Origin of the sequence: Amycolatopsis sp. cmx-4-83 (genome assembly GCF_046548815.1) — a bacterium.
GTDB classification, from domain to species: domain Bacteria; phylum Actinomycetota; class Actinomycetes; order Mycobacteriales; family Pseudonocardiaceae; genus Amycolatopsis; species Amycolatopsis pretoriensis_A.
Window position 1 is genome coordinate 1 of sequence record NZ_JAEBEF010000013.1, and the last position, 23,496, is coordinate 23,496.

Annotated in this window: 16 protein-coding genes and 1 riboswitch; of the genes, 8 read left to right on the forward strand and 8 right to left on the reverse strand. The window is 71.5% G+C overall.

The window, feature by feature from the left end; genetic code table 11:
- Positions 1 to 584: 584 nt before the first annotated feature.
- The 5 genes from metE to ACLJQM_RS36335 form a co-directional block, all read right to left on the reverse strand.
- Positions 585 to 2,825, reverse strand: a complete 2,241-nt coding sequence (gene metE / locus ACLJQM_RS36315; protein ID WP_410634840.1) for a 5-methyltetrahydropteroyltriglutamate--homocysteine S-methyltransferase — start codon at positions 2,823 to 2,825, stop codon at positions 585 to 587.
- 97 nt (positions 2,826 to 2,922) lie between these two features.
- A riboswitch (cobalamin riboswitch) is annotated at positions 2,923 to 3,138 on the reverse strand.
- Between the two features lie 11 nt (positions 3,139 to 3,149).
- Positions 3,150 to 4,223 (reverse strand): ribonucleotide-diphosphate reductase subunit beta, encoded by a 1,074-nt coding sequence (locus ACLJQM_RS36320; RefSeq protein WP_247011401.1) that lies wholly within the window; start codon positions 4,221 to 4,223, stop codon positions 3,150 to 3,152.
- A gap of 14 nt (positions 4,224 to 4,237) precedes the next feature.
- Positions 4,238 to 7,129, reverse strand: coding sequence for a ribonucleoside-diphosphate reductase subunit alpha (locus ACLJQM_RS36325; protein WP_410634842.1), 2,892 nt, complete (start codon positions 7,127 to 7,129; stop codon positions 4,238 to 4,240).
- Positions 7,130 to 7,396: 267 nt separating this feature from the next.
- Positions 7,397 to 8,002 (reverse strand): acetoacetate decarboxylase family protein, encoded by a 606-nt coding sequence (locus ACLJQM_RS36330; protein WP_247011399.1) that lies wholly within the window; start codon positions 8,000 to 8,002, stop codon positions 7,397 to 7,399.
- Positions 7,999 to 8,838 carry an enoyl-CoA hydratase-related protein gene (locus ACLJQM_RS36335; RefSeq protein WP_360773178.1) on the reverse strand — a complete coding sequence of 280 codons (840 nt, stop codon included), beginning with the start codon at positions 8,836 to 8,838 and terminating at the stop codon, positions 7,999 to 8,001. The genes ACLJQM_RS36330 and ACLJQM_RS36335 overlap by 4 nt, the downstream gene beginning before the upstream one ends.
- 141 nt (positions 8,839 to 8,979) lie before the next feature.
- On the opposite strand from ACLJQM_RS36335, the gene ACLJQM_RS36340 reads away from it, so the two are divergent.
- Genes ACLJQM_RS36340 through ACLJQM_RS36375 form a run of 8 tightly spaced genes read left to right on the forward strand, consistent with a single transcriptional unit; the run spans position 8,980 to position 18,812 of the window.
- A complete protein-coding gene (locus ACLJQM_RS36340; RefSeq protein WP_360773175.1) occupies positions 8,980 to 9,771 on the forward strand; it encodes a TIGR03084 family metal-binding protein in 792 nt (263 codons plus the stop codon).
- Complete coding sequence (locus ACLJQM_RS36345) at positions 9,768 to 11,456, forward strand: acyclic terpene utilization AtuA family protein (RefSeq protein WP_410634843.1); 1,689 nt, start codon at positions 9,768 to 9,770, stop codon at positions 11,454 to 11,456. The genes ACLJQM_RS36340 and ACLJQM_RS36345 overlap by 4 nt, the downstream gene beginning before the upstream one ends.
- Complete coding sequence (locus tag ACLJQM_RS36350) at positions 11,453 to 12,601, forward strand: acyl-CoA dehydrogenase family protein (RefSeq protein WP_410634845.1); 1,149 nt, start codon at positions 11,453 to 11,455, stop codon at positions 12,599 to 12,601. The genes ACLJQM_RS36345 and ACLJQM_RS36350 overlap by 4 nt, the downstream gene beginning before the upstream one ends.
- On the forward strand, positions 12,598 to 14,196 hold the full coding sequence (locus ACLJQM_RS36355) for an acyl-CoA carboxylase subunit beta (protein ID WP_410634846.1): 1,599 nt from the start codon (positions 12,598 to 12,600) through the stop codon (positions 14,194 to 14,196). The genes ACLJQM_RS36350 and ACLJQM_RS36355 overlap by 4 nt, the downstream gene beginning before the upstream one ends.
- Before the next feature lie 7 nt (positions 14,197 to 14,203).
- On the forward strand, positions 14,204 to 16,153 hold the full coding sequence (locus tag ACLJQM_RS36360; RefSeq protein WP_410634848.1) for an acetyl/propionyl/methylcrotonyl-CoA carboxylase subunit alpha: 1,950 nt from the start codon (positions 14,204 to 14,206) through the stop codon (positions 16,151 to 16,153).
- Positions 16,150 to 17,316 (forward strand): acyl-CoA dehydrogenase family protein, encoded by a 1,167-nt coding sequence (locus tag ACLJQM_RS36365; RefSeq protein ID WP_247011386.1) that lies wholly within the window; start codon positions 16,150 to 16,152, stop codon positions 17,314 to 17,316. Before ACLJQM_RS36360 ends, ACLJQM_RS36365 begins: the two co-directional genes overlap by 4 nt.
- Before the next feature lie 51 nt (positions 17,317 to 17,367).
- A complete protein-coding gene (locus ACLJQM_RS36370; RefSeq protein WP_360773160.1) occupies positions 17,368 to 18,204 on the forward strand; it encodes an SDR family oxidoreductase in 837 nt (278 codons plus the stop codon).
- Positions 18,201 to 18,812, forward strand: coding sequence for a TetR/AcrR family transcriptional regulator (locus ACLJQM_RS36375; RefSeq protein ID WP_360773157.1), 612 nt, complete (start codon positions 18,201 to 18,203; stop codon positions 18,810 to 18,812). The genes ACLJQM_RS36370 and ACLJQM_RS36375 overlap by 4 nt, the downstream gene beginning before the upstream one ends.
- On the opposite strand, the gene ACLJQM_RS36380 is transcribed toward ACLJQM_RS36375, so the two are convergent.
- Genes ACLJQM_RS36380 through ACLJQM_RS36390 form a run of 3 tightly spaced genes read right to left on the reverse strand, consistent with a single transcriptional unit; the run spans position 18,796 to position 23,422 of the window.
- Positions 18,796 to 21,951, reverse strand: coding sequence for a tetratricopeptide repeat protein (locus ACLJQM_RS36380; protein ID WP_410634851.1), 3,156 nt, complete (start codon positions 21,949 to 21,951; stop codon positions 18,796 to 18,798). The two genes, ACLJQM_RS36375 and ACLJQM_RS36380, sit on opposite strands and share 17 nt — an antisense overlap.
- On the reverse strand, positions 21,948 to 22,688 hold the full coding sequence (locus ACLJQM_RS36385; RefSeq protein WP_360773151.1) for a 5'-methylthioadenosine/S-adenosylhomocysteine nucleosidase: 741 nt from the start codon (positions 22,686 to 22,688) through the stop codon (positions 21,948 to 21,950). Before ACLJQM_RS36385 ends, ACLJQM_RS36380 begins: the two co-directional genes overlap by 4 nt.
- Positions 22,685 to 23,422, reverse strand: coding sequence for an NUDIX hydrolase (locus ACLJQM_RS36390; protein WP_360773148.1), 738 nt, complete (start codon positions 23,420 to 23,422; stop codon positions 22,685 to 22,687). Before ACLJQM_RS36390 ends, ACLJQM_RS36385 begins: the two co-directional genes overlap by 4 nt.
- Positions 23,423 to 23,496 lie beyond the last annotated feature (74 nt).

A 23,496-nucleotide genomic window follows, 5' to 3' on the forward strand; every position in this document is an offset into this window, starting at 1 on the left:
TCTGGGCACTGGTTCGGCGACGCCCGCGCAAGGCCTGGTCGAGCGCGGCCGTCTCGGGTGGCTGGCTCAGCCGCGTGCGGCGGCCGAGTCTTGTGTGGTCGCGGCCGGGGGCCAGATCGGACGGCTCGGCCGCGGTCCTCCAGCCGGGCTCGGACCGCCGCCGAGCAGGCGCCGACCGCCGCGGCCTGGGTTCCGTGGGCCGAAGGCGGTGGATGCCACCTTGAGGAACTCGAAGTCGGCCGCGGTCTTCCAGGCGGCTCCGGACCTCTGGGCACTGGTTCGGCGACGCCCGCGCAAGGCCTGGTCGAGCGCGGCCGTCTCGGGTGGCTGGCTCAGCCGCGTGCGGCGGCCGAGTCTTGTGTGGTCGCGGCCGGGGGCCAGATCGGACGGCTCAGCCGCGGTCCTCCAGACGGGCTCGGACCGCCGCCGAGCAGGCGCCGACCGCCGCGGCCTGGGTTCCGTGGGCCGAAAGCGGTGAAGGCCACCTTGAGGAACCCGAAGTTCCCCAAGGTGGCATCCACGGCTTCCGGCACCGGGAACTGTCGGACCCCGCGGCTAAACTGGAGACCGGGGGGCGCAGCCCGTCACGCCAGCTCCGCCCGCACCTCCGCCGCCGCGGTGACCAGGTTGCGCAGGGCCGGTTCCACCTCCGCGTAGCCGCGTGTCTTCAGGCCGCAGTCCGGGTTCACCCACACCCGCGAAGCCGGCACCGCGCCCACCGCCGTCCGCAGCGACTCCGCCACCTCGGACACCGGTGGCACCCGCGGCGAGTGGATGTCGTACACCCCCGGGCCCACGCCGCGGGCGAAGCCGGCCGTGGCGAGGTCGGCCAGCACCTCCATCTTCGAGCGGGCCGCCTCGATCGACGTGACGTCCGCGTCCAGCGCGTCGATCGCCGGGAGGACCTCGCCGAACTCCGAATAGCACATGTGCGTGTGGATCTGGGTCGTGTCCGCGATCCCCGACGTCGCCAGCCGGAACGCCGAAACCGCCCACCCGAAGTACTCCGCGTGCGCGGAACGCCGCAGCGGCAGCAGTTCCCGCAGCGCCGGCTCGTCGACCTGGACGATCCGGATGCCCGCCGCCTCCAGGTCGCGGACCTCGTCGCGGATCGCCAGCGCCACTTGCCTTGCGGTCTCGGCCAGTGGCTGGTCGTCGCGGACGAACGACCACGCCAGGATCGTCACCGGGCCGGTCAGCATCCCCTTGACCGGCTTGCGCGTCAGGCCCTGCGCGTACCGGGCCCACGCCACGGTCATCGGCGCCGGCCGCGAGACGTCGCCGTAGAGGATCGGCGGGCGGACGCAGCGCGAGCCGTACGACTGCACCCAGCCGTGCGCCGTCGCGGCGAACCCGCCCAGCTGCTCGGCGAAGTACTGCACCATGTCGTTGCGCTCCGGCTCGCCGTGCACCAGCACGTCCAGCCCGAGCTCCTCCTGCAGCCGGACGACCCGCTCGACTTCGCGGCGCATCGCGGCGTCGTAACCGGCGTCGTCGAGCGTCCCGGCCCGGTGCGCCGCCCGCGCCCGGCGCACCTCGGCGGTCTGCGGGAACGAGCCGATCGTCGTGGTCGGCAGCGGCGGCAGCCCGAGCGCGGCCTGCTGGGCGGCGGCGCGCTGCTCGTAAGGCGCCCGGACGTCCTCCTCGAGCGCGGCCAGCCGGGCCCGGACGCCCGGATCGGCCAGCTCGGCCGCCGAAGCCCGGTCCGCGACCGCCGCCCGCGCCGCGGCCAGGTCCGGCGAGCCGCCCCGCAGCGCGCGCCCGAGCAGCACGACCTCGTCGACCTTCTGCCGCGCGAACGCGAGCCAGCTCTTCAGCCGCGGGTGCAGGTCTTCGCGCGAGACGTCGTAGGGCACGTGCAGCAGCGAGCACGACGTCGAGACGCTCACGGACTTCGCGACGCCGAGCAGCGTCGCGGCCTTGCTCAGCGCCCGGTGCGGGTCGGTCCGCCAGACGTTGCGCCCGTCGACGACCCCGGCCACGACCTCCTTGTCCCGCAACGCGGGCTCGGCCGCGACAGTGTCCACAAAGGACTCATCGCTGACGAGGTCGACGGCCAGCGCGTCGATGGGCGCGCGGGCCAGCACGCCGAGCCCGCGGCCCAGTCCGCCGAAGTAGCCGGCCACCAGCAGCTTCGGCCGGGCCGTCGCCTTCCCGAGCCAGTGGTACGCGCGGATCAGCGCGTTCAGCTCGGCCTCGGTGCGGTCGGCGGCGAACGCGGGTTCGTCGAGCTGGACCCACTCCGCGCCCTCGTCGTGCAGCTTCGCGAGCAGGTCGGCGTAGCGGGGGAGCAGCGCGTCGAGCAGTTCCAGCGGGGCGAACCCGCCGGTTCCCTTGCTCAGCAGCAGGAACGTGACCGGGCCGACGAGCACCGGCCGCGTCTCGATCCCGAGGGCGCGGGCCTCCCAGTACTCGTCGAGGGGTTTGGTGCCGGCGAGCGTGAACTCGGTGTCCGGGCCCAGTTCGGGGACGAGGTAGTGGTAGTTCGTGTCGAACCACTTCGTCATTTCCAGTGCCGGCGCGTCCTGCACACCCCGCGCCGCGGCGAAGTAGGTGTCGAGCGGCGAAAGCCCCGGCCGGGCGGGCAGCGCACCGAACAGTTCGGCGGTGTCGAGCACGTGGTCGTAGTGCGAGAACGTGTTGGACGGGATCGAGTCCAGCCCGGCGTCGCGCAGTTCGCGCCAGGTGCGTTCGCGCAGGTCCCGGCCGGTGGCGAGCAACGCGGCCGCGTCGATCCCGCCCGCCCAGTAGCGCTCGAGGGCGCGTTTGAGCTCCCGGTCCGGGCCGATCCGGGGGTAGCCGAGCACAGTGGTGCCGATGGTCACAGCTCTCTCCTCGCGAGCTAGTCCGAAGAGCCCGGACGCGCGCGAAGGCGAGCGTTTCGGTCGTGCCCATCCCGCGAGGCCCGGACTCGCGCACGCCGTCGGCGTCCGCACCACGGGCAGGTCTTCGGACTCGTGGGCGCACTGCGCAGTTCTACCGGCCGTCGCTTCCCAAGCTCACGCTCAGTGCTTCATGACGGCTTTCGTTCCCACTCACCGCTGCGGGGCAGTCCCGGATTCGCACCGGGTTCCCTGTTGCCTCCCCCACGACGCAGCTCGGCCACGCCCTGGGGGAACCAGTGGCGTGGCCGAGCCTAGCGGGAGAGGTCAGTCCCAGTCGAGAGCGCCGCCCGACTGGTACTCGATGACGCGGGTCTCGAAGAAGTTCTTCTCCTTCTTCAGGTCCATCGCCTCGGACATCCACGGGAACGGGTTCTCGGTCTCACCGAAGATCGGGGCGAGCCCGATCTGCTGCGCGCGGCGGTCGGTGATGAAGTGCATGTACTGCTCGCACAGCTGCGCCGACAGGCCGAGCATGCCGCGCGGCATCGTGTCGCGGGCGTACTTGACCTCGAGCTCGCACGCCTCCTTCAGCATGCCGCGGATCTCTTCCTGGAACTCGGGGGTCCACAGGTGCGGGTTCTCGATCTTGATCTGGTTGATGCAGTCGATGCCGAAGTTCAGGTGGATCGACTCGTCGCGCAGGATGTACTGGTACTGCTCGGCGATGCCGACCATCTTGTTGCGGCGGCCCAGCGACAGGATCTGCGCGAAACCGGTGTAGAACCACATGCCCTCGAAGATCACGTAGAACGCCACGAGGTCACGCAGGAACGCCGTGTCGGCCTCCGGCGTGCCGGTCTCGAAGTCCGGGTCCTCGAGGTGCTGCGTGTACTTCAGCGCCCACGCGTCCTTGTCCGAAATGGACGGAACCTCGCGGTACATGTTGAACAGCTCGCCCTCGACCAGGCCGAGGCTTTCGCAGATGTACTGGAAGGTGTGCGTGTGCACGGCTTCCTCGAACGCCTGGCGCAGCAGGTACTGGCGGCACTCGGGGTTGGTGATCTGGCGGTACACCGCGAGCACGATGTTGTTGGCCACCAGGGACTCCGCGGTCGCGAAGAAGCCCAGGTTGCGCTTGAGCATCTGCCGCTCGTCCTCGGTGAGGCCGTCCTTCGACTTCCACAGCGCGATGTCCGCCTGCATGGCGACCTCGGTCGGCATCCAGTGGTTGTTGCAGCCGGCCAGGTACTTCTCCCAGGCCCACGTGTACTTCATCGGCAGCAGCTGGTTGACGTCGGCGCGCGCGTTGATCATGCGCTTGTCGTCGACGTTGATCCGGGCGGCGCCGACCTCGATCTCCCCGAGGCCGGTGGCGCCCGTCGTCTCCACGTTGGTCATGTTCTTCGGGTTCCTTACTGGCAGGATTCGCAGTCGGGGTCGTCGATGCGGCAGGCGGCGCCGTCGGTGGCGACGAAGTCGACGTCGGGCTCCGGCTTGGGCGCCGGGGCGGGCGTCGGGACCGGGGCGGGGGCCGGGGTGGCCGCCGCGGGGGCCGGGGTGGCCGAGACGGCGTTCAGCTTGCCGTCGGTGCCGCGCAGGGTGCTCTTCTCCACGTGCGTCGCCGACTGCGCGCGCAGGTAGTACGTGGTCTTGAGGCCCTTGTGCCACGCGTAGCGGTACAGCTGGTCGAGCTTGCGGCCGCTCGGCGCCGCGATGTAAAGGTTCAGCGACTGCGCCTGGTCGATCCACTTCTGGCGCACCGAACCGGCGTCGACGATCCACTTCGACTCGATCTCGAACGCCGTGGCGTACAACGCCTTCAGGTCGTCCGGCACGCGGTCGATCTGGCCGAGGCTGCCGTCGAAGTACTTCAGGTCCGACACCATGACCTCGTCCCACAGCCCGCGCTGCTTGAGCGAGCGGACCAGGTGCGGGTTGACCACGGTGAAGTCGCCGGACATGTTCGACTTGACGAACAGGTTCTGGAACAGCGGCTCGATCGACTGCCCGACGCCGGAGATGTTGGAGATCGTCGCGGTCGGCGCGATCGCCATCACGTTGGAGTTGCGCATGCCGACGGTCTTGACGCGCTCGCGCAGCGGCGCCCAGTCCAAAGTGGACGAGGTGTCGACGTCGAGGGCGTCACCCTGGCGCGCGTCGATGAGCAGCTGCAGCGAGTCGATCGGCAGGATGCCCTTGCTCCACAGCGATCCCTCGAACGACTGGTACTGGCCGCGCTCCTCGGCGAGGTCGGTCGACGCCGAGATCGCGTAGTAGGACAGGTGCTCCATCGAGACGTCGGCGAACTTCACGGCCTCGTCCGAGGCGAACGGGACGCCGATCTCGAACAGCGCGTCCTGGAAGCCCATGATGCCCAGGCCGACCGGGCGGTGGCGCAGGTTGGAGCGGCGCGCCTCCGGGATCGTGTAGAAGTTGATGTCGATCACGTTGTCCAGCATGCGGACGGCCGTGCGCACGGTCTTCTCGAGGCGCTCGGTGTCCAGACCGGACGGGGTGACGTGCTTGAGCAGGTTCACCGAGCCGAGGTTGCAGACCGCGACCTCTTCGCTGTTGGTGTTCAGCGTGATCTCGGTGCACAGGTTGGACGAGTGCACGACGCCGACGTGCTGCTGCGGCGAGCGCAGGTTGCACGGGTCCTTGAACGTGATCCACGGGTGACCGGTCTCGAACAGCATGGTCAGCATGCGGCGCCACAGCTCCACCGCGCGGATCTTGCGGAAGACCTTGATCTCGCCGCGCTCGGCCTTCGCCTCGTACTCGCGGTAGCGGGCGGCGAACTCGTTGCCGTAGAGGTCGTGCAGGTCCGGCGTCTCGTTCGGCGAGAACAGCGTCCACTCGGCGTTGGCCTCGACGCGGCGGAGGAACTCGTCGGGCACCCAGTTCGCGGTGTTCATGTCGTGGGTGCGGCGGCGGTCGTCACCGGTGTTCTTGCGCAGGTCGAGGAACTCCTCGATGTCCACGTGCCACGTCTCGAGGTACGCGCACGCCGCGCCCTTGCGCTTGCCGCCCTGGTTGACCGCGACGGCGGTGTCGTTGGCGATCTTGAGGAACGGCACGACACCCTGGGACTGGCCGTTGGTGCCCTTGATGTGCGCGCCGAGGCCGCGGACCGGGGTCCAGTCGTTGCCGAGGCCGCCCGAGTACTTCGCCAGCAGCGCGTTGTTCTTGTACGCCTGGAAGATCGAGTCCAGGTCGTCGTCCACCGTGGTCAGGAAGCAGGACGACAGCTGCGGGCGCGTGGTGCCCGAGTTGAACAGCGTCGGCGTGGACGCCATGAAGTGGAAGCTCGAGAGCAGCTCGTAGAACTCGATCGCGCGGGCTTCCTTGTCGGCCTCGCGGATGGCCAGGCCCATCGCGACGCGCATGAAGAACGCCTGCGGCAGCTCGAAGCGGGTGCCCTCGTGGTGCTGGAAGTACCGGTCGTACAGCGTCTGCAGGCCGAGGAAGCCGAAGTCGAGGTCGCGCTCGGGCCGGATCGCGGCGGTGATCTTGTCCAGGTCGAAGCGCAGCAGCTCGGCGTCGACCAGCTCCAGCTCGACCGCGCGGCGCAGGTAGGCGCGGAAGTACGGCGCGTACTCGGTCGTCATCTCGTCCTGGCTGGCCTGGCGCGGCTTCTTCGCCAGGTAGCTCAGCGCCTCGCCGCGCAGCTTGTCCAGCAGCAGGCGGGCGGAGACGAAGGAGTAGTTCGGCTCCTGCTCGACCAGCACGCGGGCGGCCAGGACCTGGGCCAGGGCCAGCTCGTCGGCGCTGATGCCGTCGTAGAGGTTGCGCTTGGCCTCGGCCAGCACCGGCTCGGCGGAGACGTCTTCGAGGCCGGCGACGGCCTCGCCCACGACGTGGGACACACGCGCCCAGTCGAGCGGGCGCAGGACGCCGTCGGCGCCCTTGACGTTCAGCGCGGCTTCGGTGGTGGCGGGCTTGGCGGCCTCGCGGGCCTTGCTGCGCTCGTCGCGGTAGAGGACGTAGGCGCGGGCGACCTTGTGGTGCTCGCCGCGCATGAGGGCGAGCTCGACGATGTCCTGGATCTGCTCGATGTGCAGGGCGGTCTCGGGGCCGGCGTGGCGCAGCAGGGTGGCCTCCACCTGCTGGGTCAGCTCCGCGACGACGTGGTGCACGCGGGAGGACGCGGCGGCGTCGCCACCCTCGACCGCGAGGAACGCCTTCGTCAGCGCGACCGAGATCTTCCCGGCGTCGAACGGCGACACGCTGCCGTCCCGCCGGATGACCCGGATCGCGGTGGGCGTGTCGGCGGCGGCAGGCCGCTGACCGGTTTCGACTGACATGCGTGTCTCCAAATTTGGGCGCGTTGGATCGCCACACGGCCTCACGAGGCCGTGCGCAGGTCTTTCTCCAGGCTGCTTGGCAGGTCTTGCGCAGCGGTCTCCCCGTCGCTGGGGCCTGCCGGTTCTCAGAGACTACATGTAGGGGTGCCTGCCCGCACGGGCCCCCAGATGGCGTGTCGCGAGTTCACTCTGACGGGATTGCGTGATCACCCAGAGAAGCACTTCACCGCGCGATCGCGGGGTCTCGCGGGTAGGTTTCGCAGCCGTTCAGGCGCCGAAGCGCAACGTCGAAGAAGGAAGTTCGAGGCTCGCCACCGGGCGGCGGCCGTCGAGGTAGCCGAGCGGGCCGTCCGGGTTGAAGCTCCAGTCCGCCGACGCCGGGCGCGGGCGGACCTTCGCGCCCACCGGGGTCCGCAGCAGGCCGTCGCGCTCCTGGACGACCTCGAACGACGTCGGCAGCCTGACCGGCAGCGCGGGGCGGCGCTTGAAGGCCGCCGTCGCGATCCAGTGCTCGGCCGTCGCCGCGGTGGCGGTGAAGGTGGGGCCGCTCGTGAAGTCCAGGGTGGCCAGGCCCTTCGGGATGGCCCACAGCTCGCGGCCGCCGGCCATCGAGGCTTCGCTGTCGACCCAGATCCCGGTGATCGAGCAGGAGACCCGGCGCGCCTTGACCGACACCGCGGCCAGCAGTTCGTGGTACGCCAGCTGCCCGGGCGGGGTGTAGTCGATCCACGCCGTGAACACCGACGCCCGCCCGGCGACCAGCAGCGGTTCGGCACCCGCGGGCAGGGCCGGGAGTGCGGCGGGCGGCACGCGCCAGATCGAGACGCGCGCGTCGGCGGTCAGGTGCCAGGGCTGCGGCGGGTAGAGGCTCATGCGTCCAACCAGGGGAGGTACGGGGGCAGGTCTTTCTCGACGCGCATGCCGAACTCCGGCGGGCGCTTCTGCAGGAACGACATGACGCCTTCGACGGCGTCGGGGCTCGCGCCGAGCCCGCCGATCAGCTTCGAGTCGAGTGCGTGCACGGGGAACGGCGACTCGGCGCCCGCCATCCGGTAGAGCAGCTGACGGGTCACCGCGACCGACACCGGCGCCGTCGTCGAGACGATCTCGCGGGCCAGCGCGTACGCCTCGTCGAGCACGGTGCCGGCCGGGAAGACCTTGTGCACCAGGCCTTTTTCGAGGGCTTCGGCGGCGGTGAACACCCGGCCGCTGATCATCCAGTCGAGTGCGGTGCCCATGCCGACGAGCCGGGGGAGGAACCACGCGGACGCGCCTTCGGGGTAGATCCCGCGGCGCGTGAACACGAAGCCGAAGCGCGAGTCCTCGGCGGCGAGCCGGTAGTCGCACGACAGCGTGATCGTGACGCCGCCGCCGACCGCGGCGCCGTGCAGGGCGGCGATCACCGGCTTGTTCATCGTGAAGATCCGCTTCGAGCACCGGCCGGCGGGCTCCTGCCACGCCGCGTCGGGGCCGGTCGACGGGTCGAAGTCGAAGCCGCCCTGGGAGAGGTCGGCGCCCACGCAGAAGTCCTTGCCGGCGCCGGTGAGCACGACCACGCGGACGTCCTCGTCGCGGTCGGCGCGGTCCATCGCCGCACCGAGCTCGTCGGCCATCCGGATCGTGTAGCCGTTGCGCGCTTCGGGGCGGTTCAGCGTCACGGTCGCGATCCGGTCCGCGACGGCGTAGGTGATCTCGGCGTAGTCGGCCATGGCGACGAACGTATTGCAGCCCGACGCTACTGGCAAGATGTCAATAGTGTGTCCGCAGCGTGCCGGGCGAAACAATCAGGCGTGCTTGATTTTTCCGCCGGCCGGTGCGACGCTGGGCGCCAGGACGCAAGGAGGCGGCTGATGGCGGATCTCGGCGTGATCCTCGGGGATCTCGACGCGGAGACACGGACGATCGACGACGTGGTGGCGGACCTGCCGGCGGCGGACTGGGCGCGGGCGACCCCGGCGGCGGGGTGGACCGTCGCGCACCAGATCGCGCACCTGGCCTGGACCGATCGCAAGGCCCTCATCGCGGCCGCGCACCCGGAGAACTGGCAGGCCGAGGTCGAGGAGCTGCTCAAGGCGGGGGAGACCTACGTCGACGACGGCGCCGCGGCGGGGGCCGAACGGCCGCCCCGGGAGGTCCTCGAAGACTGGCGGGCCGGGCGCGCGGCGCTGGCCGAGGCGCTCGCCGCGGTGCCGGCAGGGCAGAAGGTGCCCTGGTACGGGCCACCGATGAGCGCCGCCTCGATGGCGACCGCGCGGCTGATGGAGACCTGGGCGCACGGGCAGGACGTCTTCGACGCGCTCGGGCTGGTCCGCGAGCCGACCGCGCGGCTGTGGCACATCGCCCGCTTCGGCACCCGCACCCGCGACTTCGCCTACAAGGTCCACTCGCTCGCGCCGCCGGCCGAGGAGTTCCGAGTCGAACTGAGCGCGCCCGACGGCACGACCTGGGCGTTCGGCCCGGAGGACGCCGAGCAGAAGCTGACCGGCAGCGCGCTGGACTTCTGCCTGGTCGTCACGCAGCGGCGGCACCCGGCCGACACCGATCTCGTGGCCCACGGCGCCGGCGTCGAAGAGTGGCTGACCATCGCGCAGGCCTTCGCCGGGCCTCCTGGCGAAGGGCGGAAGCCGGGGCAGTTCGCATGACCTACCGCATCGGCAACGCGTCGGGGTTCTACGGCGACCGGTTCTCCGCGGTCCGCGAAATGCTCACCGGCGGGCCCCTCGACGTCCTCACCGGCGACTACCTGGCCGAGCTGACCATGCTCATCCTCGGCCGCGACCGGATGAAGGACGCCCATCGCGGCTACGCCAAGACGTTCCTGCGCCAGATGGAGGAAAACCTCGGCCTGGCGCGGGAAAAGGGCGTCAAGATCGTCGCCAACGCCGGCGGGCTCAACCCCGCCGGGCTCGCGGACGCCCTGCGTGAGCTGGCCGCGAAGCTGGGGCTCGACGTCCGGATCGCGCACGTCGAAGGTGATGACCTGGTGGCCCGCGCGGACGAGCTGGACCTCGGGAAACCGCTGACCGCCAACGCCTACCTCGGCGCGTGGGGCATCGTCGAGTGCCTGAACGCGGGCGCCGACGTCGTCGTCACCGGGCGCGTCACCGACGCCTCCGTCATCGTCGGCCCGGCCGCCGCGCACTACGGCTGGGCCCGCGACGACTTCGACGCCCTCGCCGGCGCGGTCGCCGCCGGGCACGTCATCGAATGCGGCGCCCAGGCCACCGGCGGCAACTACGCCTTCTTCACCGAGCACACCCTGGGCGTGCCGGGCTTCCCGATCGCCGAGATCGAGGCCGACGGCACCAGTGTCATCACCAAGCACCCCGGCACCGGGGGCGTGGTGAACACCGGGACGGTCAAAGCGCAGCTGCTGTACGAAATCACCGGCGCGCGGTACGCCGGCCCGGACGTCACGACCCGCTTCGACAAGCTCTCGCTGACCGAAGACGGCCCCGACCGCGTGCGCATCTCCGGCGTCCGCGGGGAAGCTCCGCCGCCGACGCTCAAGGTCGCGCTGAACACCCTGGGCGGGTTCCGCAACGAGACGACGTTCGTCCTCACCGGACTCGACATCGAGGCGAAAGCCGCACTGGTGCGAGAACAGCTCGAAGCGTCCTTGAAGGACCGGCCGCCCGCCGACGTCCGCTGGACCCTCGCGCGCACCGACCACGCCGACGCCGACACCGAGCAGACCGCGAGCGCGCTGCTGCACGTGGCCGTGAAGGACGCCGACCCGAAGGTGGCCGGCCGCGCGTTCACCGGCGCCGCGGTCGAGCTGGCGCTGGCCAGCTACCCGGGCTTCCACGTCACCGCGCCGCCTTCGGACGCCTCGCCCTTCGGGGTCTACACCGCGGCTTACGTGCCCGCGGACCAGGTGCCCCACGTCGCCGTGCTGCCGGACGGGATGCGGGTCGACATCGCGCCCGCGCTGTCCACTCAGGACCTGTCCGAAGTGGACGAGCCCGCGCTGCCCGAGCCCTTGGCCCACGGACCGGTGCGGCGCGTCCCGCTGGGCACGATCGCCGGGGCCCGCAGCGGGGACAAGGGCGGCAACGCCAACCTCGGGGTCTGGGTGCGCTCCGAAGCGGCGTGGCGCTGGCTCGTGCACCGGCTGACCGTCACGGAGTTCAAGCTGCTGCTGCCCGAGACCGCCGACCTGCCCGTGACCCGCTACCTCCTGCCGAACCTGTGGGCGATGAACTTCGTCGTCGAGGGCATCCTCGGGCAGGGGGTCGCGTCGCAGGCGCGGTTCGACCCGCAGGCCAAGGCGTTCGGCGAATGGCTGCGCTCCCGCGAGATCGACGTTCCCGAGGTGCTCCTGTGACCGACCCGTTCCGGACCCCCGAGCGGTCCGAGCTGCGCAAGACCGTCCGCAAGTTCGTCGAGCAGGAGGTCCTGCCGCACCTCGACGACTGGGAGCGCGCCGGCGAACTGCCCCGTGACCTGCACCGCAAGGCCGGTGCGCTGGGCCTGCTCGGCGTCGCCTTCCCCGAGGAGATCGGCGGCGGCGACGGCAACTACCTCGACGCGCTGGTCGTCGCCGAGGAGATGCACTACGCGGGCGGCTCCGGCGGCCTCTTCGCGTCGCTGTTCACCTGCGGCATCGCCGTCCCGCACATCGCGGAGGCCGCCGATCCCGTGCAGCTCGAACGCTGGGTCCGCCCGACCCTGGCCGGCGACAAGATCGGCTCGCTGGCCGTCACCGAGCCGGACGGCGGGTCGGACGTCGCCGGGATCCGGACCACCGCCGTGCGCGAGGGCGACGAATACGTCATCAACGGCGCCAAGACCTACATCACCTCCGGCTGCCGCGCGGACTTCGTCACGACGGTCGTGCGCACCGGCAGCGACGGCGTGCACGGGCTGTCGCTGATCGTCGTCGAGCGCGGGACGCCCGGGTTCACCGTGTCCCGCAAGCTCGAAAAGATGGGCTGGCTCTGCTCCGACACCGCCGAACTGTCCTACGTGGACGTCCGGGTGCCGGTGGAGAACCTGGTGGGCACCGAGAACAGCGGGTTCGCGCAGGTGGCCACCCAGTTCGTCACCGAGCGGCTTTCGCTGGCCGTGCAGGCGTACGCGCACGCCCAGCGGGCCCTAGACCTGACGCTGGACTGGTGCCGGCTGCGCGAGACGTTCGGCCGCCCGCTCGTTTCGCGGCAGGTCGTGCAGCACAAGCTCACCGAGATGGCGCGCAAGGTCGACGTCGCCCGGACCTACACCCGGCAGGCCGCGATCCGGCACGTCTCGGGCGAAGAGGTCATCGCCGAGGCCTGTTTCGCCAAGAACACCGCCGTCGAGGCCGCCGAATGGGTGGTCAACGAAGCCGTCCAGCTGCACGGCGGGCTCGGCTACATGCGCGAGGCCGAGGTGGAACGGCACTACCGCGACGTCCGGATCCTCGGCATCGGCGGCGGTACCAACGAGATCCTCACCGGCCTGGCCGCGAAGCGATTGGGATACACCTCGTGACTACCTTGAGGTCCACTGTGGACACGCGGGCCGCCGAGTTCGGCGCCAACCGCGAGGCGATGCTGGAGAAGCTCGCCGAGATCGGCACCGAACAGGCCAAGGCCGTGGCCGGTGGCGGCGAGAAGTACGTCGAGCGCCACCGCAAGCGCGGCAAGCTCCTGGCCCGCGAGCGGATCGAGCTGCTGCTCGACCAGGACTCGCCGTTCCTGGAGCTCTCGCCGCTGGCCGCGTGGGGCACCGACTACCGCGTCGGCGCGAGCCTGGTCACCGGCATCGGGGTCGTCGAAGGCGTCGAGTGCCTGATCTCGGCCAGCGACCCGACGGTCAAGGGCGGCGCGAGCAACCCCTGGACGACGAAGAAGTCCTTCCGGGCGGCGGACATCGCCGCGCAGAACCGGCTGCCGTCGATCAACCTCGTCGAGTCCGGCGGCGCGGACCTGCCCACGCAGAAGGAGATCTTCATCCCGGGCGGCCGGATCTTCCGCGACATCACGCGGGCTTCGGCCGCGGGCTGCCCGACGGTCGCGCTCGTCTTCGGCAATTCCACCGCGGGCGGCGCTTACCTGCCGGGCATGTCCGACTACGTCGTGATGGTCAAGGAACGCGCGAAGGTGTTCCTCGGCGGGCCGCCGCTGGTCAAGATGGCGACCGGCGAGGAGTCCGACGACGAGTCGCTCGGCGGCGCCGAGATGCACGCGCGGACGTCCGGCCTGGCCGACTACCTGGCCGTCGACGAGCAGGACGCGATCCGGCTCGGGCGGAACATCGTCAAGCGGCTCAACTGGACCAAGCAGGGGCCGGCGCCGAAGCCGGACTACGCCGAGCCGCTGTACGACACCGAGGACCTGCTCGGCATCGTGCCGACCGACCTCAAGGTGCCCTTCGACCCGCGCGAGGTCATCGCCCGGGTCGTCGACGGCTCCGACTTCGACGAGTTCAAACCGCTGTACGGCTCTTCGCTGGTCACGGGCTGGGCGAGCATCCACGGCTACCCGGTCGGCGTCCTCGCCAACGCCCAGGGCGTGCTGTTCGGCGAGGAGTCGCAGAAGGCCGCGCAGTTCATCCAGCTGGCGAATCAGATCCACACGCCGCTGGTGTTCCTGCACAACACGACCGGGTACATGGTCGGCAAGGAGTACGAGCAGAGCGGCATCATCAAGCACGGTGCGATGATGATCAACGCCGTGTCGAACTCGAAGGTGCCGCACCTGTCCGTCCTCATGGGAGCGTCCTACGGCGCCGGGCACTACGGGATGTGCGGCCGGGCCTACGATCCCCGCTTCCTGTTCGCGTGGCCGAGCGCGAAGTCCGCGGTGATGGGCCCGGCGCAGCTGGCCGGCGTGCTGTCCATCGTGGCCCGCGCGGCCGCCGAAAGCCGCGGCCAGGAGTACAACGAGGAGCACGACAAGGCCATGCGCGCCATGGTGGAAGGCCAGATCGAGGCCGAGTCGATGCCGATGTTCCTCTCCGGCATGCTCTACGACGACGGCATCATCGACCCGCGCGACACCCGCACCGTGCTGGGGCTGAGCCTGTCCGCGATCCACAATGGACCAGTGAAGGGCGCCGAGGGCTTCGGCGTCTTCCGGATGTGAGTGAGCGATGATCCAGAACCTGCTGGTCGCCAACCGCGGCGAGATCGCCCGCCGCGTCTTCTCGAGCTGCCGCGACGCCGGGATCGGCACGGTCGCCGTGTTCTCCGACGCCGATGCCGCCGCCCCGCACGCCCTCGAAGCCGACGCGGCCGTCCGGCTGCCCGGCAACGCGCCGAGCGAGACGTACCTGCGCGCCGAGCTGCTGGTCAAGGCCGCGGCCGACACCGGCGCCGACGCCGTCCACCCGGGCTACGGCTTCCTGTCCGAGAACGCGGCCTTCGCGCGGGCTGTGCTCGACGCGGGTCTCACCTGGGTCGGGCCGCCGCCCGAAGCCATCGAGACCATGGGCTCCAAAGTGGAGTCGAAGCGGCTGATGGCCGCCGCCGGCGTGCCCGTGCTGTCCGAACTGGACCCGGCGTCGGTGACCGAAGCCGACTTGCCGTTGCTGGTCAAGGCGTCCGCCGGGGGTGGCGGGCGCGGGATGCGCGTGGTCCGCGAACTCGGTGAGCTGGCCGAGGCGGTGGAAGGCGCGAGCGCCGAGGCGGGGTCCGCGTTCGGCGACCCGACCGTCTTCTGCGAGCGGTACCTGGAGACCGGGCGGCACATCGAGGTCCAGGTCATGGCCGACCGGTTCGGCACGGTGTGGGCGGTGGGCGAGCGGGAGTGCTCGATCCAGCGCCGTCACCAGAAGGTCGTCGAAGAGGCACCTTCGCCGTTCGTCGACGACGCGATGCGTGCGGAGCTCTTCGACGCCGCGCGCAAGGCCGCCCAGGCGATCGACTACGTCGGCGCGGGCACGGTCGAGTTCCTCGCCGGGCCGGACGGGCGGTTCTACTTCCTCGAGATGAACACCCGGCTGCAGGTCGAGCACCCGGTCACCGAGAACGTCACGGGGCTGGATCTGGTCGCGCTGCAGCTGCGCGTCGCGGAAGGGGAACGGCTGCCCGCCGACCCGCCGCCGACCGTCGGGCACTCCATCGAGGTCCGGCTCTACGCCGAAGACCCGGCCGCGAACTGGCAGCCGCAGAGCGGCACCCTGCACACCCTGGACGTGCCCGAGGTGGACCGTGCGTTCACCCACGGTCCCGGGCTGCGCCTGGACTCCGGCTTCGAGAGCGGGTCCGTCGTCGGCGTGCACTACGACCCGATGCTGGCCAAGGTGATCACCTGGGCGCCGACCCGCGCCGAAGCGGCCCGGCGGCTCGCGAAGGCACTGGCGGCGGCGAAGATCCACGGCGTCGTCACCAACCGCGACCTGCTGGTGACCATCCTCCGGCACGAAGCCTTCCTGGCGGGGGAGACCGATACGGCGTTCTTCGACCGCCACGGCCTCGACACCCTGGCCGCTCCGCTGGCCACTGTGGACACCGAACGGCTCTCCGCTCTCGCGGCAGCCTTGGCCGATGCGGCGGGTAACCGGGCGTCGGCGACCACGCAGGGCCGGCTGCCCAGCGGCTGGCGCAACGTCCGCTCGGCCGGGCAGCGCAAGGTCTTCACGGTGGCCGACCGCGAATACGAGATCGTCTATTCGCTGACGCGGGACGGTCTGAAAGCGGACGGTTTCGAGGCCGAGCTGGTCACCGCCGAACCCGGCCGGGTCGTCCTGGACGTCGCCGGAGTGCGGCGCACCTTCGACGTCGCCCGCCACGACGGCGTGTCCTACGTGGACTCCGCGCTCGGCTCGGTCGCGCTGACGGCGGCGCCGCGGTTCGCCGACCCGGACGCCGCGCTGGCCGCCGGGTCGCTGGTGGCGCCGATGCCGGGCACCGTCGTCCGGCTGGCCGTGCAGGCCGGGGACCCGGTCAAGGCCGGCGATCCGCTGCTCTGGCTCGAGGCGATGAAGATGGAACACCGGATCGCCGCCCCCGCCGACGGCGTGGTGACGGAACTTCCGGTGACGGTCGGACAGCAGGTCGAAGTGGGCACGATCCTCGCGGTGGTAGGAGAAGAAGCATGAACGCGATGAACTTCATCGAGCCGGAGGAGCGGATCGCGCTTCGCAAGGCCGTCGCCGAACTGGGCACCAAGTACGGGCACGAGTACTACGCGCGCAAGGCGCGGGCGGACGAGAAGACCCACGAGCTGTGGGACGAGGCCGGCCGGCTGGGCTACCTCGGCGTCAACATCCCCGAGGAGTACGGCGGCGGGGGCGCGGGCATCGCCGACCTCGCCGCGGTGCTCGAAGAACTCGCCGCGGCGGGCTCGCCGCTGCTGCTCATGGTCGTCTCGCCGGCCATCTGCGGCACGGTGATCTCCCGGTTCGGCACCGACGAGCAGAAGAAGCAGTGGCTGCCCGGGATCGCCGACGGCAGCAAGCGGATGGTCTTCGCGATCACCGAACCCGACGCCGGGTCGAACTCGCACAAGATCACCACCACCGCCAAGCGCGACGGCGACGGCTGGGTCCTCAGTGGACGCAAGGTCTACATCTCCGGCGTCGACGAGGCCGACGCGGTGCTCGTCGTCGGGCGCATGGAGGACTCGAAGACCGGCAAGCTCAAGCCGGCGCTGTTCATCCTGCCGACCGGCACCGACGGCTTCGAGTACACGAAGATCCCGATGGACATCATCGCGCCGGAGAACCAGTTCTCGCTGTTCCTCGACGACGTCAAGCTCCCGGCCGAGGCGCTGGTCGGCGAAGAGGACGCGGCCATCGCGCAGCTGTTCGCGGGCCTCAACCCCGAACGCATCATGGGTGCGTCGTTCTCCCTCGGCATCGCGCGCTATGCGTTGAGCAAGGCCGTCGGCTACGCGAACCAGCGGCAGGTCTGGGGCACCCCGATCGGCTCCCACCAGGGCCTCGCGCACCCGCTGGCCGAGATCAAGATCGAGCTGGAGCTGGCGAAGCTGATGACGCAGAAGGCGGCGTCGCTCTACGACTCCGGTGACGACTTCGGCGCGGGGGAGTCGGCCAACATGGCCAAGTACGCCGCCGCCGAGGTCGCCATCCGCGCGACCGACCAGGCCGTGCAGACCCACGGCGGCAACGGCCTCGCCACCGAATACGGCCTCGGCACCCTGGTCACGGCGGTGCGCCTGGGCCGGATCGCCCCGGTCAGCCGCGAGATGGTGCTCAACTTCGTCGGCCAGCACAGCCTCGGCCTGCCCAAGTCCTACTGACCCGAGGCGGCACTTTCACGTGAAAGTGCCGCTTCTTCACGGAGGTTTCACATGGCTGGATTGGACGGCAGGACGATCATCATGTCCGGTGGCAGCCGGGGGATCGGCGAAGCGATCGCGCTGCGGGCCGCGAAGGATGGCGCGAACGTGGCGCTGCTGGCCAAGACCGCCGAACCGCACCCGAAGCTGCCCGGCACGATCTACACGGCCGCGGAAGCGATCGAGAAGGCCGGCGGGCACGCCCTGCCGATCCTCGGCGACGTCCGCGACGACGAGGGTGTCGCGGCCGCCGTGGCGAAGACCGTCGAGCAGTTCGGCGGCATCGACGTCGTGGTGAACAACGCCAGCGCGATCGACCTGACGCCGACCGAGCAGGTCGGCATGAAGCGCTACGACCTGATGCAGGACATCAACGCGCGCGGCACGTTCCTGCTGTCCAAACTGGCCATTCCGCACCTGCGCGCTTCGGAGAACGCCCACATCCTGACGCTGTCGCCGCCGATCAGCCTCGACGAGAAGTGGTTCACCGCCGGGCACCTCGCGTACAGCATCGCGAAGTACTCGATGAGCCTGGTGACCGTCGGGCTGGCGGCGGAGCTGAAGGGCGACGGCGTCTCGGTCAACTCGCTGTGGCCGCGCACGACGATCGACACCGCGGCGATCCGCAACGTCGTCGGCGCGGAGCTGGCTTCGCGCAGCCGCACGCCGGAGATCATGGCCGACGCCGCGTACGCGATCCTGACGAAGCCGAGCGGCGAGGCCACCGGGAACTTCTTCCTGGACGACGAAGTGCTGCGCGCGGAGGGCGTCACCGACTTCGCGAAGTACCGCGCCGGCGACACCGCGGAGGAAGACCTGCAGCTCGACTTCTGGGTGGACCCGGCTTGACCGGCGTCCGCGAACCCCAGCAGGAGCGCAGCCGCACCACGCGGCGGCGGCTGATCGAGGCCGCGCTCGACAGCTTCGGCGAGCGCGGCTGGCACGGCGTGACGGTGGCCGGGATCGCCGAGCGGGCGGGCGTTTCCCGTGGCGCGGCCCAGCACCACTTCCCGGCCCGCGAGGACCTCGTGGTGGCGGCGGTCGACCTGCTCGGCCAGTCCCAGATCGACGAGCTGCGCGCCCAGGCGGCGGACCTGCCGACCGGCGCGTCCCGGATCGAGCGCGTCGTCGAGATGGTGCTGAACCTCTACACCGGCCCGCTGTTCCGCGCGGCCCTGCAGCTGTGGGCGGTCGCGGCGACCGACGACGCCCTGCGCGAGGTGCTGGTGCCCCTGGAGGCCCGGGTCGGCCGCGAGGCGCACCGCGTGACGGTCGAACTGCTGGGCGTCGACGAGTCCCGGCCCGGGGTGCGCGAGCTCGTCCAGGCCACTTTGGACCTGGGCCGCGGGCTCGGGCTGGCGAACCTGCTGACCGACGACACCAAGCGGCGCAAGCAGATCGTGCGCGAGTGGGCGCGGACGCTGGAGCTGCGGATCGCGGTCACCGGAAGCGCTTGAGGTCCTCGAGGGCGCCCGTGGTTTCGGGGTGCTCCGGTCCGAGCACGCGGCGCAGAACCGGGATCAACTCCTCGAGCGCCGCCACGGCTCCGGACGGGTCCCCGGTTTCGCCGCGCAGGGTGGCGTGGGTGTGGCGAGCCGTCAGCGTGGTGGGGTGCTCCGGCCCGAGGACGCGGTCCAGGTCCGGCAGGAGGTTCTCCAGTGCCGCCAGGGCTCCCGCCGGATCTCCCGCCCAGCTGCGGAAGCGCGCGAGGTTGTGCCGGGTGGTCAGCACGTTCGGGCTGCCCGGCCCGAACACGCGGCTCAGGTCCGGCAGCATCTCCTCGACGACGGCCGCCGCTCCCGCCGGATCCCCGGCTCTGGCCCGCAACGCGGCCAGGTGGTGCCGGCTGGTGAAGAGGGCGGGGTGGTCCGGGCCGAGAACGCGCTGCTGGTCCTGGAGCAACGTCTCGTAGGCGGTCACGGCCGGCGCCGGATCGCCGGCCAAGCCCCGGAACCACGTGAGGTGGTGGCGCGTGTCCAACGTGTCGGGGTGGTCGGGACCGAGTACGCGTTGCTGGTCCTGCAGCAGGAGTTCGAGCCGGGCGGTCGCTCCGGCCAGGTCCCCCGACTCGGCCTGCAGCACGGCCGAAGCATCGCGGGTGGTCAAGGTGGCGGTGTGCTCCGGCCCGAACACCCGCTCCAGGTCCGGCAGGAGGCTCTCGTAGGCGGCCAGCCCGCCGGTGAGGTCCCCGGTGGCGGCCCGGAGCCGGGCCGCGGCGATGCGGGTGCTGAGGGTATCGGGGTGGTCCGGTCCGAGCGCGCGATGCCGATCCTGGGCCAGCCGCTCGACCTCGGCCAACCCGGACGGGTCGCCGGCGGCGTCCCGCATGACCGCGAGGTTCTGCCGGCTGGCCGAGGTGGCTTGGTGCTCGGCCCCGAGCACCCGCTCGAGGTCCGGCAGGAGGCTCTCGTACACCGCCACCGCCCCGGCGAAGTTCCCCGTCTCGCCCAGGTACCTGGCCAAGGTGCTGCGCGCGGTCAACGTCAGCTGGTGCGTCCGCCCGGGGACCCGGTCCAGATTCGCGAGGAGGGCGCTCAGCGCCTCGACAGCTCCGCGCGGATCGCCGGCGGCGCCCAGGGAAGCCGCCAGGTCGTAGCGTGCGATCGAAGTGTCGAGGTGCTGGGCGCCGAGCCGATCCGCCGCGGTGCGGCCGAGCTGCCGGAAGTACGTGATCGCCGGGCCGAGTTGCCCGTTCTCGCGGAGACTCCGTCCCGCCTGCAGGAGCACCACGTGACACCCCCGGCGCCAGAGCTGCTGGGGGTCACCGGTGGCCTGCAACGCGAAAGTGCTGCGCCGCAACGCCTGCGCCAGCGTCCGGTCCGACTCGATCTCCGGCCACGCCTGCGTCAGCGCGTCTGCGGCGGCCCGCGTGATCCGCGCGAAGTCCTTGGGGCGCAGGTCGTCCCGGGCCGCGCGCTGCACCAGTGCGTGGACGCGGACCGCGTGCGGGTCGAGGCCGACGAGGTTCAGGCGGTGCAGGCAGCCCAGTGCGTCGCGGGCGTCTTCCGCGGTCGGGCGCCGGCGGGTTGCTTTGCGCAGGAAGTCCAGCGCGGCCGGCGCGGTGAGCACGGAATGGGGGATGCCGTGGGGATCGAGGACGCTCAGGAACCGCAGCAGCGGGCCGGCCAGGCCCGCGGGTTCGAGCCGGTCGGCGTGGGCGATCGACAACGCCCAGGTCGCCGTCACCGTGGCCTGGTGGTCGTCGGGCAGGACCGCCGCCAGCTTGCGTTCCCGGAACCGCTGACGGTACGCCGAACAGGGCAGCTCGCGGTCGAGGACGTACGCCGCGGCCTGGGCGAGCGCCAGCGGCAGGTGCCCGAGGTCGTCGGCCAGCCCGGCGACGTCGTCGGCCAGGTGCGGGCGGGCGGCGAGCTTGCGGTTCAGGTACGCCCGCGACTCCGCAGCGGTGAACTGGCCGACGTCGACGATCCGCCGCCGGTCGCCGGCGAGTGCGGCGTCGCGCCGCCGGGTCGTGAGGACCACCCGCCCGGCGGCCGGTGGCCAGAGGCCGTGCAGGTCCGCGGGGTGCTGCACGTCGTCGAGCACCAGCAGCCAGCGCTTCGGGGTCGAGGCGAGCCACTCCAGGAGACGGCGCGCGCCCTGCTCCGGGTCGGCGTCGTCGATGCCGGTGAGCGTCTTCGCCAGCTGCGCGTAGGCCGTCAGGATCGCGTCGCGGGACTCTGCGGTGATCCAGGCCAGGAGGTCGACTTCGCGGGCGGCCCACGCGCGTTCGGCGAAGTCCGCGGCCAGCTGCGTCTTCCCGACGCCGCCCAGTCCCGACAGCACTGTGATGGCGTCGAGCGTGACTTCGCGGTCTTGGAAGCCGTCCGCGCGGGCGGGGACCACGCCGGCCCGGTGCGGCCAGTGCACGCCCGTCGTCACCCCGCCGGGCCGGGCCGGGACTTCGACGGCGAGGGCCAGCGCGAACGCGGCGGCGTGCGCGGCCGCGGTCACTTCGGCGCCGTCGTCGCCGATGCCCCGGACGGTCAGCACCGGCAGGCCGTGGTTGAGGTGACCCGCTTTGGCGACGCCGGCGCTTTCCATTTCGATCGCGGCCGCGTCGTCGTAGGCGGTGCGCAGCCGGGCGGCCAGGGGAGCGGTGCGGGAGCCGAGCACGACTTCCCCGGCGGCGATCGGCCGGAAGTGCACCGGCGGCGGAGGTCCGGGGGAGTCCGGGAGCCAGCGCCCTTCGCGGGCGACGTGCCGGGCGATCTGGTCGAGCTCGTGCGGGATTTCCCAGGCCTGCGGCCGGTTCCGGAAGCCGTCGTCCTCGTCCTTGCCGCCGTGGTAGCCGTAGACCTTGGTCGCCACGACGACGTCGCCGGGGCCGAGGTCGTCGTGGAGCGCCCCGGCGATGCCGACGAACAGCAGCGCGCTGGGCGCGAAGGTCGCGATCGCGCGTTCGGTCAGGACGGCGGCGCCCTGGTTGCCCTGGCCGGTGAGCGCGAGCACGATCGTGGCCCCGCCGGCGGGTGGCACGCCCACCTCGAACCGCGTGCCCGACGGGTGCGCCGTGACGCGGCGGTCGCCCAGCACCGCCCGCACGGCCGCGTATTCCGTTTCGAGGGCGGTCAGCACCACGACCGTGGGGGTCACGGGAGCTCGGCGGCGAGGGCGAAGGCGAAGGCCGCCGCGTTCGCCGCCGCGACGGGCTGCCAGCCGGCCTGGTCGGCAGCGTGCTTGTGGCCGTCGGCCTTGTCGCTGATGCCCCGGACGGCGACCACGGGCAGGTTCCGGTTGAGGTGACCGGCCTTGGCGACGCCGGCGCTTTCCATCTCGATCGCGGCGGCGTCGTCGTAGTTCGTGCGCAGCTGCTCGGCCAGGGGAGTGGTGCGCGAGTTGAGCACGACCTCCCCGGCGGCGATCGGCCGGAAGTGCACCGACGGACGGCGCCCCTCCGGGAGCCAGTCCTCCTCGCGGGCGACGTGCCGGGCGATCTGGTCGAGCTCGTACGGGATCTCCCACGCCTGCGGCCGGGCGCGGAAGCCGGTGTCCTCGTCCTTGCCGCCGTGGTAGCCGTAGACCTTGGTGCCCACGACGACGTCGCCGGGCTCGAGGTCGTCGTGCAGGGCACCGGCGACGCCGACGAACAGCAGCGCCCGCGGGTCGTAGGTGGCGATCGCGCGTTCGGTGAGGATGGCCGCCGCCTGGTTGCCCTGGCCGGTCAGCGCGAGGACGGCCGACCCCCGGCCGCGCGGCGGGCGGCCCACCTCGAACCGGGTGCCCGAGCGGTGGGTCTCCACCCGGCGCCCGGCCAGCAGCGCCCGCACGGCCGCGTACTCCACCTCCAGCGCGGTCAGCACCACGATCGTGGGTTCCGGAACGTCGTTCACGCGATCTCGCTTTCTGCGTCGTTCAGGTTGTGCCCGCGCAGGATCGGCGGGTGCAGGACCGTCGCCGGGCCACGCCGGTAGAGCGCGGCGGGCCGGCCGCCGTCCCGGGCCGTGCGGTCGCCGGTGGGCACCAGGAACCCGGTCACCCCCGTGATCTTGCGGTGGAAGTTGCGGTGGTCGAGCCGGTGGCCCCAGACGATTTCGTAGACGCGCCGCAGCTCGCTGATGGTGAACTCGGGCGCGCAGAACGCCGTGGCGAGCGTCGTGTACTCGAGCTTGCCGCGCGCCCGCTCCACCGCGTCGGCGATGATCGCCCGGTGGTCGAAGGCGACCGGCGCGTCCGTGCCCTCGACGTCGGCGACCGCTTCCCAGCGCGCGGCGCGCGCGTCCCCGCCCGCCGCCGGGATCGGCAGGTCGGGCACCAGCGCCAGGTAGCACACGGTCACCACCCTCCCCCGAGGATCACGGTCCGGCCCGCCGTAGGTCCGCAACTGTTCCAGATGCAGCCGATCGGCCGCCAGGCCGGTCTCCTCGGCCAGCTCGCGGGCGGCCGCGACGTCGATGTCCTCGTCCTCGGAGGCGATGAACCCGCCCGGGAGCGCGAGCTGCCCGCGGTAGGGCGCTTCCGCGCGCTCGACGAGCAGGATGTTCAGCCGCTCTTCGCGGACGGTGAGGATCGCGAGGTCGACGGCGACCGCGACCTTGGGGATCTGCCATGTCGTGTCCTGGGCCACGCCGCAAGCCTAGCTTCATGTCAGCTTGACGCAAAGTCGGCTCGGGTTCTAACCTGAGTGCACTTAATGTCGAA